Annotated in this window: 12 protein-coding genes; 8 read left to right on the top strand and 4 right to left on the bottom strand. The window is 67.5% G+C overall.

All coding sequences use genetic code 11. From position 1 onward, the window contains the following. Positions 1 to 26 precede the first annotated feature (26 nt). A complete protein-coding gene (gene coaBC / locus ACZ5MC_RS15220; RefSeq protein ID WP_306601351.1) occupies positions 27 to 1,223 on the top strand; it encodes a bifunctional phosphopantothenoylcysteine decarboxylase/phosphopantothenate--cysteine ligase CoaBC in 1,197 nt (398 codons plus the stop codon). A 3-nt stretch (positions 1,224 to 1,226) separates the two neighbouring features. Here coaBC and ACZ5MC_RS15215 read toward each other — a convergent pair whose 3' ends face one another. After that, positions 1,227 to 1,616, bottom strand: a complete 390-nt coding sequence (locus tag ACZ5MC_RS15215) for a hypothetical protein (RefSeq protein ID WP_306601349.1) — start codon at positions 1,614 to 1,616, stop codon at positions 1,227 to 1,229. A 117-nt stretch (positions 1,617 to 1,733) separates the two neighbouring features. On the opposite strand from ACZ5MC_RS15215, the gene ACZ5MC_RS15210 reads away from it, so the two are divergent. Genes ACZ5MC_RS15210 through ACZ5MC_RS15200 form a run of 3 tightly spaced genes read left to right on the top strand, consistent with a single transcriptional unit; the run spans position 1,734 to position 5,923 of the window. Further along, entirely contained in the window at positions 1,734 to 3,233 is a 1,500-nt protein-coding gene (locus tag ACZ5MC_RS15210) for an acetyl-CoA carboxylase biotin carboxylase subunit (protein WP_306601348.1), read from the top strand. A 10-nt stretch (positions 3,234 to 3,243) separates the two neighbouring features. Continuing rightward, positions 3,244 to 3,801: an acyl-CoA carboxylase biotin carboxyl carrier protein subunit gene (locus tag ACZ5MC_RS15205; RefSeq protein ID WP_306601347.1), complete on the top strand. Its 558-nt coding sequence runs from the start codon at positions 3,244 to 3,246 to the stop codon at positions 3,799 to 3,801. Positions 3,802 to 3,856: 55 nt separating this feature from the next. Further along, positions 3,857 to 5,923 (top strand): ATP-binding protein, encoded by a 2,067-nt coding sequence (locus ACZ5MC_RS15200; RefSeq protein ID WP_306601346.1) that lies wholly within the window; start codon positions 3,857 to 3,859, stop codon positions 5,921 to 5,923. Here ACZ5MC_RS15200 and ACZ5MC_RS15195 read toward each other — a convergent pair. Next, positions 5,913 to 7,052 (bottom strand): hypothetical protein, encoded by a 1,140-nt coding sequence (locus ACZ5MC_RS15195; RefSeq protein WP_464516187.1) that lies wholly within the window; start codon positions 7,050 to 7,052, stop codon positions 5,913 to 5,915. The genes ACZ5MC_RS15200 and ACZ5MC_RS15195 overlap by 11 nt on opposite strands. 337 nt (positions 7,053 to 7,389) lie before the next feature. Between ACZ5MC_RS15195 and ACZ5MC_RS15190 the strand changes: the two genes are divergently transcribed. Continuing rightward, positions 7,390 to 9,246: a PAS domain-containing protein gene (locus ACZ5MC_RS15190; RefSeq protein ID WP_464516186.1), complete on the top strand. Its 1,857-nt coding sequence runs from the start codon at positions 7,390 to 7,392 to the stop codon at positions 9,244 to 9,246. On the opposite strand, the gene ACZ5MC_RS15185 is transcribed toward ACZ5MC_RS15190, so the two are convergent. Beyond that, positions 9,243 to 9,707, bottom strand: a complete 465-nt coding sequence (locus tag ACZ5MC_RS15185) for an aminoacyl-tRNA deacylase (RefSeq protein WP_306601342.1) — start codon at positions 9,705 to 9,707, stop codon at positions 9,243 to 9,245. The genes ACZ5MC_RS15190 and ACZ5MC_RS15185 overlap by 4 nt on opposite strands. Positions 9,708 to 9,784: 77 nt before the next feature. Next, the gene (locus ACZ5MC_RS15180; RefSeq protein WP_464516185.1) at positions 9,785 to 10,951 is read right to left on the bottom strand and encodes an ATP-binding protein; all 1,167 of its coding nucleotides are present in this window, start codon (positions 10,949 to 10,951) and stop codon (positions 9,785 to 9,787) included. A 369-nt stretch (positions 10,952 to 11,320) separates the two neighbouring features. On the opposite strand from ACZ5MC_RS15180, the gene ACZ5MC_RS15175 reads away from it, so the two are divergent. From ACZ5MC_RS15175 to ACZ5MC_RS15165, 3 genes are all read left to right on the top strand, one after another. Further along, positions 11,321 to 11,461 (top strand): hypothetical protein, encoded by a 141-nt coding sequence (locus ACZ5MC_RS15175; RefSeq protein ID WP_306601340.1) that lies wholly within the window; start codon positions 11,321 to 11,323, stop codon positions 11,459 to 11,461. 86 nt (positions 11,462 to 11,547) lie between these two features. Beyond that, complete coding sequence (locus ACZ5MC_RS15170) at positions 11,548 to 12,318, top strand: hypothetical protein (protein ID WP_464516184.1); 771 nt, start codon at positions 11,548 to 11,550, stop codon at positions 12,316 to 12,318. Between the two features lie 286 nt (positions 12,319 to 12,604). Next, complete coding sequence (locus ACZ5MC_RS15165) at positions 12,605 to 15,058, top strand: ADOP family duplicated permease (RefSeq protein ID WP_464516183.1); 2,454 nt, start codon at positions 12,605 to 12,607, stop codon at positions 15,056 to 15,058. Positions 15,059 to 15,126: the final 68 nt, after the last annotated feature.

The raw sequence follows: 15,126 nt of genomic DNA, 5'->3' as shown, positions 1-15,126 counted from the left end.
GTTAGTATGGTATTGGAGGCTTGAAGATGAACATCCTGCTGGGCATCACGGGGGGGATCGCGGCATACCGGGCGGCGGAACTGGCGCGCACTCTCACCAAACGCGGGCATGTGGTCAGATGCTGCCTGACGGACGCGGGGTCCCGGTTCATCACCCCCCTCACCCTGGCCTCCCTCACGGGCCAGCCCTGCTTCGGCGCCAACCCGGACTACCACGAGTGGCGGCCCAACCCGGTCATCGAGCACATCGACCTGGCCCGCTGGGCGGACGTGGCGGCCGTGGTGCCCGCCACCGCGGACATCATCGGGAAGACCGCCAACGGCCTGGCCACGGACCTGCTGTCCACCCTGCTCCTGGCCACCACCGCCAGGGTGCTCTGGGCGCCGGCCATGAACAAGGCCATGTGGGCCCACCCGGCGGTGCAGGCCAACGTGGCCACCCTCAAGGGTTTCGGCCACACCATCGTGGAGCCGGTGGAAGGCCTCCTGGCCTGCGGGGAGGAGGGCGCGGGCAAGCTCGCCGACATCCTGGACATCGCCGACGCCGTGGAGGCCCTGGCCGGGCCCTCCCACCGCAGCTTCCTGGGCAAGCGCATCCTCGTCACCGCCGGGCCCACCCGGGAGGACCTGGACCCGGTGCGCACGCTCACCAACCGCTCCTCGGGGGAGATGGGGGTGGAGCTGGCCCGGGCCTTCCGCAACCTCGGCGCCCGGGTGGACCTGGTGCTGGGCGGCGAGCTTCCCGCGCCCTGGGGCATCGAGACCCACCGGGTGCGCAGCGCCCAGCAGATGCTGGAGGCCTGTCGGAAGGTGTGGCCGGACGCGGACGGCCTCGTGGCCGCCGCCGCCGTGGCCGACCAGCGTCCCGAAGCCTGCGCCCCCGAGAAGGTGAAGAAGCAGGAGGGTCCCGAGACCCTCACCCTGGTGCGCACCCCCGACGTGCTGGCCACCCTCGCGGGGGAGAAGCGCAGCGGCCAGTGGCTCCTGGGCTTCGCCGCCGAAAGCGAGGAGCACGTCCCCAACGCCACCGTGAAGCTCAGGAAGAAGCACCTGGACGGGGTCCTGGTGAACGACATCGGCTCCGGCAGGGCCTTCGGCCACCAGGCCAACACCCTCCTGCCCGTCACCGCCGCCGGCCAGGCCGAGCCCCTCGGGCCGCTGCCCAAGGACCAGTTGGCCCGGGCCGTTGCGAACTGGTGGGGGGACTGGCTGGCGTCTCGCTGACGTTCAGATCGCCGGATCCAGCCAGGCGACCGGCTCGCTGGGAACGCCCACCACGTTGCCGACGCGCACGGCGGCGGCGACGACCCAACCGGACGGCCTGCCGATCTGGCGCATGTCCAGCTGCAGGATCCCGCCGGGGCCCGGAAGATCCGGGCGGCTCCGCTCCAGCACCACCTCGCCCCGGGCGAGGACCTCCTGGGCCGTGGGGCGGCCCGGGCCCAGGGGGAGAAGGAAGACGCGGACCTTCTCCACGCCCACCAGGCCGCCGCCCCGGGCGTCCAGGACCGGCAGGCGCACCTCCAGCACGCGGTGGGCGGTCCAGCGGATGACGCAGGGGCCGGGCGCCGCGCGGGTGCGGGGAATGGGATCCCCCTTGCGCCCACAGGCGCCCAAGGAGAGGACCAGGAGGGTACAGATTATGGACCTTAGGGTCATGTTTGGTAGTCTGGGGGTTCGCACTATTCTATGATGCCCCAGTTTCAGCCCGGGGCCATCCGTGAGGAAGAGGCCATGCCCGTCACCAGATTGCTCATCGCGAACCGAGGCGAAATCGCCTGCCGGATCATGCGCACGTGCCGGGAGATCGACATCCCCACGGTCGCCGTGTATTCGGATTCGGACCGGGGGGCCATGCACGTGCGCCTCGCCATCCTGTCCGTGCCCATCGGTCCCACGCCCGCGCGGGAAAGCTACATGCGCGCCGACAAGCTCATCGAGGCCTGCCGGAAGACGGGGGCGGATTCCATCCACCCGGGCTACGGCTTCCTGGCCGAGGACCCCGAGGCGGTGCGCCTGATCCAGGACGCCGGCATCACCTGGCTGGGCCCCAGCGCGGAGGTGCTGGAGAAGATGGACAACAAGATCACCGCCCGGGAGATCGCCCAGTCCGTGGGCTGCCCCGTGCTGCCCGGAATCCAGGAGACCATGGGCGACGAGGAGCTGCTGGACGAGGCCCGCAAGATGGGCTATCCCCTGATGGTCAAGCCCGTGCTGGGCCGGGACGGCAAGGGGATGCGCCTGGTCAAGACCGCCGGGGACCTGCGCCGGGCGCTGCCCCGGGTCAAGGGCGAGAGCATCTTCTCCTTCTGGGACGAGCGGGTCTACCTGGAGAAGGCCCTCATCCACCCCCGCCACATCGAGGTGCAGATCGCCGGCGACGCCCACGGGAACTACGTCTACCTCTGGGAGCGGGAGGGCTCGGTGCAGCGCCGCTTCCAGCAGATCTGCGAGGAGGCGCCGTCCCCGGGCGTCTCCCCCGAGCTGCGCCGGACCCTGGGCGAGCAGGCCGTGGCCATCGCCAGGGCGGTGGGCTATGTGGGCATCGGCACGGTGGAGTTCCTCCTGGACCAGGAGGGCAACCACTACTTCCTGGAGATGACCTGCCGCATCCAGGGCGGCCACGCCGTCACGGAGTGGATCACGGGCCAGGACCTGGTGAAGTGGCAGATCGACATCGCCCAGGGCAAGAAGCTCCCCCTCACCCAGGACAAGATCCCCTTCTGGGGCCACGCCATCCAGTGCCGCATCAACGCCGAGGACCCGGACCGGGACTTCGCGCCCTCCTCGGGCCGGATCCAGTACCTGCGCTCGCCCCAGGGGCACAACCTGCGCAACGACAGCGGCGTCTACTTCGGCTGGGAGATGAGTCCCTTCTACGCGCCGCTGCTGGCCAAGATCTCCACCTGGGGCCAGACGCGCCAGGAGGCCCTGCAGCGCATGCACTCGGCCCTCATGGAGATGCGCCTGGGCGGCGTGCGCAACAACGTGGCCTTCTTCAAGACGCTGCTGGAGAACAAGCAGTTCCTCAAGGGCGACCTCCACACGGGGATCCTGGCGCATCCGTGGTGGAAGCAGAAGGCCGTGGGCCCCAGCCTCAAGTTCGCCGTGGCCGCCGCGCTCTTCGACGAGCTGGAGATGGAGGAGCGCCGGGCCCAGCAGCCCACCCCCAGGAACGACTGCGTCCCCACCAGCCAGGCCTGGAAGTCCCTGAACAAGTTCAATAGGCTCTGAGGTACTGAACATGAAACGAACCCTCGTCGTCGCCGACCAGACCGTTGAACTCGAGATCTACCGCCGCCGCGGCACCACCGTCATGACCTGGGACGGGGAGGAGGTGCCCCTGGACATCGTGAAGGTGGAGCGCTCCAGCTATTCCATCATCATGGAAGGCCGCAGCGTGGGCGTGAACATCGACCGCATCCGCAATCCCGACCCGGACCTCCACGGCTTCCGGGCCGCCACGTACGACGGGGCCTACGAGTTCACGCTCCAGGACCCCCGCAAGACCCTCCTGGCCGAAGCCATGGCCCGGAGCAAGCGCAGCGAGGCCAAGACGATCATCGCCCTCATGCCGGGCAAGGTGCTCAAGCTCCTCGTGCAGCCCGGGGACGTGGTGGAGGAGGGGCAGCCCCTGCTGATCCTCGAGGCCATGAAGATGCAGAACGAGTACACGGCCCCCACCGCGAGCCGGGTGGCCGCGATCCACGTGGAGGAGGGCGTCAACCTGGAGATCCACGCGCCCATGATCTCGCTGCAGAACCTGGAGAACCTCGATACCGGGGAAGCCCCCAAGGGGTGATACGATCGAGTAGGAAATCCCCGGGCGACCGGGGATTCCAATACAAGAGGAACCCATGGGTGGCAAGGAACCATTGCTGGATCTTCTGGGCCGCGTCCTGGCCCAGTCGGGCAATGGGGGCGTCGAGGCCGTCGGCCACTGGGAGGCCAAGGGCCGGGAAGTGCTGGCCAACGAGGCCAAGTACCGCGCCCTGGTGGAGGCCTCCGCCCAGATCGTCTGGACCTGCGACGGCCGGGGCTTCGTCACCGAGGACTCCCCCTCCTGGCGGGCCTACACGGGCCAGACCTTCGACCAGTGGTGCGGCTACGGCTACGAGGCCTGCATCCACCCCGAGGACCGGCCCCGGGTGATGGAGGTCTGGTTCAAGGGGCTCGAATCGTGCGTGCGCGTGCAGCAGGAGTACCGCCTGCGCCACCACACGGGCCAGTGGCGGTGGAACCACGTGCGGGCCGTGCCCCTGATGGGCCCCGACGGGACGGTGGAGTCCTGGGTGGGCATGAACATGGATATCCACGACCGTCTCTCCGCCCAGAAGATGCAGACGGCGCTCTTCGAGATCTCGGAGGCCGCACGGAGCCTGGGGGACCTGTACGCGCGGATCCACGGGATCATCAAGGCCTTCATGCCCGCGGAGAACTTCTACGTGGCGCTCCTGGATCCCGACGGGGAGACGGTGCGCTTCCCCTACTTCGTGGACGAGAACGACCCGCCCCCTCCGCCCCTGAAGATGGCCCATGGCCTCACGGACCTGGTGCTGCGCAGCGGGAAGCCCTGGCGCCTGGATCCCCGGCGGATCGAGGAGCTGGTTCTGGAGGGCCGCATCGCCCTGCGCGGGGAGCCGCCCCTGGACTGGCTCGGCGTGCCGCTGTCCTCGGCCGGGCGCGTACTGGGGATGCTGGCGGTGCAGAGCTACAAGGGCGGCGTGCACTATTCGCAGGGGGACCTGGAGCTGCTGCAGTTCGTCTCGGGCCAGATCGCCGCGAGCCTGGAGCGCCAGACCGCGGAGGAGGAGCGCAAGCGGCTCGAGGCCGAGCTCCAGCACGCCCAGAAGCTGGAGAGCCTGGGCAGCCTCGCCGGCGGCGTGGCCCACGACATGAACAACGTGCTCGGCGCCATCCACGCCGTCACCCAGACCCTCAAGGTCGTGCACGCGGGGGAGGACCGGCTGATGGCCTCCATCACCACCATCGAGCGCGCCGCGCTGCGGGGGCGGGACCTGGTCAAGGGCCTGTCGGACTTCGCCCGCAAGGACCTGCGGGAGGCCTGCCCCGTGGACCTCAACGAGGTGGTGGGCCAGGAATGCGAGCTGCTCCGCCGCACCCTGCTGCAGCGGGTCCGCCTGGACGTGGCCCTGGAGGCGGGTCTGCCCATGGTCATGGGCGAGCCCAGCGCGCTTGGCAGCGCCTTCATGAACCTGTGCGTGAACGCCGTGGACGCCATGGCCGACGGCGGCGTCCTGGTCATCCGCACCCGGGCCCTGCCCGATGCCCAGGTGGAACTGGCGGTGGACGACACCGGCCAGGGCATGGAGCCCTGGGTGCTCCAGCGGGCCATGGAGCCCTTCTACACGACCAAGCCCTACGGGAAGGGCACGGGGCTGGGCCTCTCCATGGTCTACAGCACCGTCAAGGCCCACGGCGGTACCATCGCCATCGACAGCAGGCCCGGCGAGGGCACGCGCATCCGGCTGCGCCTTCCCGCCCTGGCCGGGGCCGCGCGGCCCGCCGCGCCCGTGCCGGTCCCCGCCGATCCCGGCAGGCCCCTGCGGATCCTTCTGGTGGACGACGACGAACTGATCCGCGACGCCGCCCCCGAACTCCTGGAGCTCCTGGGCCACCAGGTGACGACCGCTTCCGGAGGATCGGAGGGCCTGGCCCTGCTGGACCTGGACCTGGAGGTGGACGTCGTGCTCCTCGATCTCAACATGCCCGGATTGAGCGGCACGGAGACCCTGGCCCTCCTGCGCGAGCGCCGCCCCGGCCTGCCCGTCATCCTGGCCACGGGCTTCCTGGGCGACGCCGTCACGCGGCTTCTGGCCACGGACCCCCACCTGCTGGCTCTATCGAAGCCCTATACGCTGGAGGAGGCCCGGGTGAAGCTGATCGAAGCCGTCAGTCGGTGACCGCGAAGGCCACCTTCTCGTTGCGGAACCGTTCCTTGGCCAGGAGCCTGACCGTGGCCTGGGTGTGGTCCGGGTTGAACGCAAGCGTGTAGTGCTTGTCCTTCACGAGGGAGCCGGGGACCACGTTGACCTTGTTGATCTTCTCCACGCCCGCCTCGGCGGCGCTGATGGTGATGGTGTCCTGGGAACGAAGATCGGCCGCCTTCGTGAAGGCCTGGTCGTTCCAGTTGGAGCCCGCGCGGTCCTTGGCGAACACGGGCACCACGATGATGCCTTCGTCCTCGAGCGCCTTGCGCCTGCCCACCAGGTAGTGGACGGAGTTGAGGAGGGCCTGCTGGGCCTGGCTCGCGGCGGTGAGCACGGTCAGGTCCTTGGTCATCTTCTCCTTCTCCGCGCGCAGCCCCTCCACGTCGGCGGTGAGCTTCTGCTGCTGGGCGGTGAGGTCCACGATGCTCGCCTGCAGCTCCTTGCTGCGCTCCAGGGCCTGGTCCCGCTCACCCTCGATCTTGGCCTTCCTCTCGGCCTGCAGCTGCGTGGGGCTCATGTCCGCCTTGCCCTGGGCCACCCAGGAGCCGTAGACGCCGTTGCTGTAGAAGTGGTAGACGTGGAAGCCCGGCGCAAGCTGGTCCACGGTCAGCACCTTGGCCACCAGCGCCTTGGCCTTCTCCTCGGGCACGCCCCGCTTCCTCAGGTAGCGCACGGACATGTCGAAGTGGGTGTCGTCGGCCTTGGCGATCTCAGGCCGGGGCAGGACGGCCCGCAGCTGGCCGATCTTCTGGTTGAGGCCCTTGATCTCCTTGTCCTTGTCCAGCACCTCCTGGAGCAGGGCCTGGTAGGAGCTGTTCTTCTCCACCTTGATGCGGGCCTCCAGGGCGGTCTTCTGGTCCGGGGTCAGCTCCAGGGTGTCGGGGTTGGGCGCCACGTTGTTGACGCCCGCCTGGGCGAGCTTTCGCTTCTCCTCGGCGCTGGCGGCGCCCGCCTTCTGGTTGAGGGTCTCCAGTTCGGCGGCCTTCTGGGAAAGATCCTTGACCTCCTTCTCGCCTTCGGTGCGGCCGCAGGCCGGGGCGACCATCAGCGCGGCCACCGCCGCCGCGGCGAGCAGGAACTTCGATAGGGTTGTCCGTGTCATGGCGTTCTCCAGGTGCGTGGAACCGGGAAATGGCGCTCCCCCCGGCTCCGGGGTTGGATGAAGGGACCTCCGTGAATAGGTCGGCACAATGCCTACCCGCCTTGGGGTTCGCCAAGGGGGCCTGGGACGAACCTCCCCCACCATGGGGCAGGTCTACGGTTTGGCTATTGGATGACCGCGGCGTCCCCTTGTTCCAATCCCGGGGGTGGTTTTCCGGAATCCGTGCATCTAAGCGTTATTACGTATGGGCATAGATGGTTAAACGCCTATTGTTCAATCAAGGCGGCCGATGTCCGGCGCCCGCGGGGGAGGAACCATGGCGAGTGGAGGACCGGGCTTGGACAAGTCCGGCTTGGCAGGCATGCAGACCGTTCTGGACGCCATTCCGACGAACATCGCGGTGCTGGACCCTGCCGGCAGGATCCTCCTTGTGAACCGGGCCTGGAGGGCCTTCGGCTTGGCCAACGGAGGGACCGGGAGCGAGGTGGGGGCCGACTACCTGGCTTCGGTGCCGGTGGAGGCCGTGGAGCTCCGGGAGGGGCTTCTGGACGTCCTGGCCGGCGGCAGGACGCCGTTCACCTTCGACTACACCTGCGACTCCACGGACCGCCGGCGCTGGTTCAAGATGATCGCAACGCCCCTGGACAGCCAGTCCGGCTGTCTGGTCAACCACATCGAGATCACGCACACGAAGGAAGCAGAGGAGCAAGCGAAGGCCAGCGCCGGGCTGTTCCAGGAACTCTTCGACCAGACGCCCGACCCTGTGACCCTCTCGGAATTCCCCAGCGGCCGGGTCGTCCTGGCCAACCAGGCCTGGACCACCCTGACGGGGGTCCCCCGGGAGGAGGCGGTGGGACGGAACCCGGCGGAACTCGGGGTGTGGCTGGATCCCGGGGCCAGGGGGGCCCTCTTCGCGGAACTCCAGGCCACGGGCGTCTGCACCGGGAGCAGGGTCGACCTCAGGTCCCGCGCGGGAGACGTCCGCCGGCTGCTCCTGAGCTGCACCCTGGTGAACCTGCAGGGGAGTCTGAAGGTGCTGATGACCGGCAAGGACATCACGGCCCAGCTGGCCGCGGTGGACGCGCTGCGGGAAAGCGAGGACCGCTTCCGGGTCATGGCCGAGCAGAGTCCCGTGGCGCTCTTCCTGCACAGGGAGGGGCGGTTCGTGTACCTCAATCCCGCGGCGGTCGCGCTTTTCCGCGCCGGGGGTCCTGCGGATCTCGTGGGGGAGCCCGTGCTGGACCGGGTGTGCTCCGGGGACCGGTGCGGGGCGGAGGACCGGATCCTGAAGGCCTTAGAAACGGGCGACCTGGCGCCGGCCACAGAGGAGCGGCTCACCCGGCTTGACGGCACATCCGTGGACGTGGCCATCAACGCCCGGGCCGTGGACTTCGAGGGGCTCCGGACCATGCTCGTCTTCGCCCAGGACATCGCGCCGCTGCGCCGGGCCCAGGAGGCCGAGGCCATGGCCCGGAAGGCCGACAGCCTCGTCCTGATGGCCGGCAGCATCGCCCACGACTTCAATAACCTGTTCGCGGCGCTCTCGGCGGGCCTGGACATCATCGACCTCCAGGCCTCGGACCGCCCCGAAGTCCTCCTGGCCACCGCCACCACCAGGGGGGTGCTCAAGCGCGCCATCGCCCTGTCCTGGAAGATGAACGATTTTTCCGGACGGGGCATTTCGAGGATGGTCCGCCTGGAGCTTCCGGAACTGCTCCGGCGCTGGGCCCCGGCTTCGGGCGCCCGGCACGGAGGCCGCGTGCCGCACCTGGAACTGGAAGGGGTGCCACCCATCAACGGGGATCCCGCCCGCCTGGAAGGGGCCCTGGACGCCATCGTGGCCAACGCCTGGGAGGCCATGGACGAGGCCGGCCTGGCCGGGGGCCAGGTGCGGGCGAGGCTCTTCATGGATCACCAGGAGGGCCCGCCGGGTCCCGGCGCACCGGGCGTCTGGGCATCGGAACGTCCCAAGGGCCCCTGGACCGTGTGCCTGGAAATCGCCAATGACGGCACCTGGCCGAACCCCGAGGTCCTCAGCCGGATGTTCGACCCCTTCTTCACCACGCGCTTCGTGGGGCGGGGACTGGGCCTGGCCTCGGTGCTGGGGGTGCTCCAGTCCCATGGCGCCGGCATCCACATCCTGCCCGGGCCGCAGGACGGCCTGGCGTTCCGGATCCACTTTCCGGTGGCCTAGGGTGCCGAGAGGGCCAGCGTCCTGGGGTGCACCAGGCGGTCGAAGTCCAGGTACCGCATCCGGACCACTTCCGTATGGGAGCCCGCGTTGAAGGCGATCTGCTCGTTGGAGGCCAGCCGCGGGTCCACGAAGACATCCATCCGGTAGAGGTTCCCGAAGGGCGGCATGGCCCCCAGCTCGCACTCGGGGAAGTCGCCCCGGAATTCCGGCTCCTTGGCCAGGTCCAGGTTCACCGCTCCGGTCCCCCGGCGCAGCAGGTCCAGGTCCACCTTGCGGGTGGCGGGCAGCACCGCCATGGCCAGATGGTCGTCCACCTTCACCACGACGGTCTTGGCCACCTCCTTGCCCTTGACGTGGGCGGACTCCGCCACGTCCATGGCCGTGTAGGCCTTGGAGTGGGTGATGGAGAGGTACTTGACCTCGTGGTCATCCAGGAAGCGCTTCAGTTTGGCGACAGGCATGGGTTCCTCCTTGGCCGTCGGCAGCTTGGAACCGAAGCATCGGGCATCGGGCGGTTTTCGCAAGGTGCAATATCCCGCTAACCCGCGGCCCGGAGCTCCTTCGCCAGTTCGAGGATCCCGATGGCTTCCGTGCGGTCGGCGAGGGGGTAGCGGTCCGGGCCAGGGTAGGCGCAGAAGCGCTTATGCGGATTCAGATCGGCACATGCGGAATGGAAGCCGCGTTCCAGTTTCGGCGCCATGCTTCGCGTGACTTCGACAGCCCAGAACGCTCCGCCGGGAAGGGTAAGCAGCAGGTCCAGTTCGGTTCCGTTGGAGGTCCGGTAGTAGTGGGCTTCGGTTCCCTCCGGGGCCGCGGTGATCAGCGTCTCGATCACAAAACTTTCCCAGGTCTGGCCCGCAACGGGGTGACCCAGCAGCGCCTCCTTGTCCCGGATTCCGAGCAGTGCGTGGGCGATTCCGCTGTCGCGCACATAGACCTTGGGCGACCTGACCAGGCGTTTCCCGGCATTGCGATTCCAGGCCGGCAGGCGTCTGACAAGCAACAGGTCTACCAACAGATCGAGGTATCTTGCGACGGTCTTCCCATCCACTCCCAGAGCGCTGGCGAGATTGGCCGCATTCAGGGCCTGGGCCTGATTGTGCGCCAGCATCGTCCAGAATCGCCGGAGGGTTTCGGCCGGGATCCGGGGGCCGAATTGCGGGATGTCGCGCTCCAGGTAGGTGCGGATGAAATTCCGCCGCCAGGTCAGGCTGACTTCGTCGGATTCGGCCAGGAAGCTTCGCGGGAACCCGCCCCTCACCCAAAGCGTCTCCAGCTGATCAGGGCCGATTTCCAGGGCGTCGAACGGGCCGAGCTCCGAATAGGAGATCCGCCCTGCGAGGCTTTCGCCGGATTGTTTGAGCAGGTCCATGGCGGCGGACCCGAGCAGGAGGAAGCGGCCATTGGCCTTGCCCTGCCTCCGCCCCCGGTCGATGATGCCGCGCAGCTGTTGAAAGAGCTCCGGCATGCGGTGAACCTCATCGAGGATGACCAGCTCGCGATCATGGCCTGCAAGATACCTGCTGGGATCTGAGAGCCTGGCACGGTCATTCTCGTCCTCAAGGTCCAGGTAGATCGAAGGGGACCGCTCGCCGATCTCCAGGGCGAGCGTCGTCTTGCCGGCCTGGCGGGGTCCCAGCAGGACGACCGCGGGAGAATGGTCCAGCAGGTCATGGATCCGGGGCGTGAGGCGGCGGGGCAACATGTATGTAATTATGGAAATAAATGCCATAATTGCAATGTAGATTTTAAGTCGTGAACAGTCACGTGCCTTGCTGGGCCAGAATGCGTCTGAACCAGGGCCAAGAGGCGGAGGCGGTGGCAACGCATAGGGTCAACCGCACCGGGCATCGGATTCACCTGGCAAGGTGCAATCCGCGGGTCTTCCGATTGTAGGAAAGATCAAGATATGACCGTTCGTCCCCCGGTTTTCGACCGTTCAGGGGAACCCGGCCGGGTATGGCCGCCCAAGGGGTAAGGTCCTCCATGGTGCCTCCCTCCCGACACGTCCTTTCCCTGGTCGCGCCCAATGATACAGACTGCCAAACCTCGAATCCCCGTCGTCCTGAGCGAAATGGAAATCCATTGGCTCATCACGTGGCATGACCTGAACATGCGCGGACCCGCCGCGACCTCCGCCAACTGCGGCCGGGACTGGAGCGCGCTCCGGAGGGAGGAACTGCTCACGGCCTGGGACCGGACCTCCGAGCGATAAGAAACATGTCCTAGGACCTGGAATCCGGGACCGGCGCCATCCTGTATGCGCCCCTGTCGCCCTACCTGGCCGAGAACGCCCGGCGCATGTACCACGCCCACGGTTTCACCCGCGAGGGGCAGGAGGTGGACTTCCTGAGCTTCAGGGAATTCCTGGAGACCCTCCAGGTTCCCGATGGCCGGGAGGCCACCTACAAGGATTTCCGGGTCTGGTTCCGTCGACACAGCCGATCCGCGCCCGAATTCGACGTCCACCGTCTCCACGAGGAGTTCAAGGGCGTGCTGACCGGCTACCCCGTGGATCGTCCCTGGCTGGACCGGGAGGCCTACCTGGGCCTGGGCGTGCGCCAATCCATCCTCCCCGAGGCCCAGCGGGCGAAAGTCTTCGACCTCTTCGAGAAATACCTGGCCTTCCAGGGGGAGGCACGCCTGTTCGAGCCCAACATCGTGGCGCACGGCCACCTTCCGGTCTGCCAGGCCCGCTGCGACCTGGTGGCCCTGTTGTTGAAGACCCTGCACAAGGCGGGGCGATTCATCCTGTGCGGGGACTCCAACCAGATCGTCCACCCGAACTTCTTCTCCTGGGCCCACATCAAGAGCTTCTTCTTCGAGCACGGGGATCTCGCCTCCAGGGACATCACCCGGATCCTGCAGGCCAGGTACCGCAACACGCCCCAGGTGACGAACCTGGCCAACCGGCTCCTTCATCGAACAGCCGGACACGTTCCGCACGCCCTGGGAGCGGAAGATGGAAGCCGAGAAGGCCAGGCGGGATGGGGAGTTGGCCGCGAGAGCTGCCGCGGAACCTGCCCCGCCCCTCTTCCCGGAAGAAGAAAGGTAGCTTCGGTGCCGCCCTAACGACACCGCCCACCAGCGTGTTTTGGCCATCATGGCCGAACCGGAACCGGAAGTGGACCTCCTGAAGAAGGACCCCCGCAAATGGTACCGGTGGATGGCCGCCTTTCACTCCACGACTCATCCCGGATTCGGGACCTAACGTCCCGAATCCGGGAAGGCGAGTGGGCGTGAGAAATCTTTCAGCCTGTTGGAAAACCATGATTTGGAAGGCTTATGCGTTTGGCGTCGTTCTGGCTACTCCACAATTCTCCCACCCCCTTGCACCTGCCCCAGCCGAGGACTCCGAATGAGGTTTTTCAGCGTTGAGCTTCGCCGCACGGTGGCCGCGCTCTTCCATCGTCCCGCCTTCTCACTCTTCGCCGTGCTTTCCATGGCCTTGGGGATCGGTACGGCCACCGGCATCTTCGCCTTGGCCAACGGCATCCTGCTCCGATCCCTTCCAGTGCCACGGCCCCAGGAACTTCGAACGATTTCCTGGATTGGAGGACGTGGAAACTTTCATTCATTCAGTGGGACCTTGAGGAGTGGTCTGCAGCACTCCGAGGGCAATGCGGTTTCGCTGGAGCTTTACCAGGCCTTCCGCAGCGCGGCTGCAGATTCCGCCCAGGTATTCTCCTTCCTGCCTTTGCCGGGGATCACCGCCAGGGCGGCCAGCGAGCCCCTGGTCACGGATGGCGTGATGGTATCCAGCAATTTCTTTTCTTCACTGGAAGTCCGGCCCGCTCTGGGCCGAACTTTCGGGCCGGAGGACGGGGCCGAAGGGGGACCTGAAACCGTAGTCCTGAGCCATGGTTTCTGGAGGCGCCAGTTCGGTGGGGACCCTGCCGCCCTGGGCCGGACTCTCTCCCTGAATGGTCGTCCCTATGTTGTCATAGGGATTCTGCCGGGCGCATTCCAGGGGCTGATCCCGGGCGCGAGGGAAACCTTCTACGTGCCCCTCTCGCCCCGCCAGACCCTTCTCCCAAGTTATCGGGCCACGTCGGAAAAACACTGGTGGCTGAGGCTGATGGCCCGGGTCAGGCCTGGCCGTGACGCTTCCTTCCAGGGGGCACTTGACCTGGAATTCCGCCGGCGGATCCAGAATCCCGGGGAGCGGCCCAGAATGGTGATTGAGGATGGCCGTCGGGGTCCAGGCTCGGGCCGGAAGCAGCACCGGCAAACCCTGGTCATGATGATGGGCGGGGCCGGCCTGTTGCTGCTGGCGGCCTGCGCCAACCTTTCCGGCCTCGCCATTACCCGCGGCGCCTCGCGCCGCCACGAGGATGCTGTCCGGGCCGCTCTGGGCGCCTCCCGCAGTGACCTTATGCTGCCGGTGATCCTTGAAGGCCTGGTGTTGGCCCTGATCGGCGGCGGGCTGGGCCTGCTTGTGGCCCTCGGGGTCCGCGATGGGCTTTCGCGCCTGCTGGCGGGAACCCCGGACGGTCTCGCCTACGACCTGGCCCTCAGCCCCGCGGTCCTGGGCTTTTCCCTGGCCGTGGCCGTGGCGTCCGGGCTCCTCTCCGGCCTGCTTCCGGCTTTGAGGGCCGCCCGGACCGACCCCCTCGGCGGTCTGCGTGAACACGCCAGCCATGGCGCGCGGCGCCCGGCCCTGGGCAGGATTCTGATTGTTGCCCAGCTCGGCTTTTCCTTGACCCTGCTTTCGGGAGCGGGCCTCCTGCTCCGTTCCATGCACGGTCTGCTGGCCATAAATCCCGGGTTCGACACCCGAAACCTGCTCCTGGTGTCGGTGGATCCCGGCAACACCGGCCACCCGCCACGGGCGGACTTCCACGAACTGGCCCTGGAAGGTCTCCGTGCCCTGCCGGGGGTTTCGGGTGCCGGCCTCAGCGGGTCGCCATTCCTCAGTGGATCCAGCGTGGCTACCAGTTTCGAACTGCCGGGAATGCCAGAAACAGCGGTCGGCGAGCGCAGCACCCTGGTCGTCCAGGTGAACGAGACCTTTTTCCCCACCCTGGGTGTCCACTTCAACCTGGGCCGAGGGTTCCTCCGGAGCGACGACCAGGGCTCCCCCAAGGTGGTCGTGGTGAACGAGGCTTTTGTCCACGCCTTCCTTCCCGGAAAGAATCCCCTCGGCCAGACCCTGCGCATGGGCACGGCGGAGGACTGGCAGATCATCGGGGTCTGTCCGGACATACGTCACGTCAACATCCGCAATCCGGCAGAGCCAACCGCCTTCCTCTGCTACCGCCAGGACCCGGGCCGGTCCGCCTGTTACGCCCTTCGCACCAGCGCCCCAACCGCGGTCCTGCTCCCCCTGGTGAGGAACGTCATCGCCGGGGTCGATCCGGCTGTCCCCATCGCCCGGGTCAGCACCCAGGAAGACCTGCGCGATCATGAGATCCGTCAGGAACGCCTGCTGGCGGCCCTTTCGGTGTTCATGGCCGGGTTTTCCCTCTTGCTGGCAAGTATCGGCATCTACGGCCTGATGGCGTTCAGCGTGAACCGGCGCATGGGCGAATTCGGGATTCGCTTGGCCCTGGGAGCGGCCCCCCTGGCCATCCAGTGGCTGGTCCTTCGGGAAGCCTTGGGCATGGCCGCCGCCGGAGCCATTCTCGGGCTGGGCGGTTCCCTGGTCCTGACCCGGATTCTGAAATCCTTCCTCTACGGGGTCAAACCGGCGGATCCGGCCATCCTTGCAGGGGCCGTGTTCGTGCTGGTCCTGGTGGCGCTGTTGGCCGCCCTACTGCCCACGCGCCGGGCCGCCCAATCCGACCCCGCCGAGACGCTGCGAGTACAATGAAACACAGGCCTGCCTCCTTCTGTATCGATTTCCCCGGGAGGCCTTCTGGCACGGTTCCTCGCCTACGG

The organism is Mesoterricola sp. JemC181 (genome assembly GCF_055384585.1).
The sequence above is the reverse complement of the archived record's forward strand: the minus strand, read 5'-3'. Positions and strand labels throughout refer to the sequence as shown.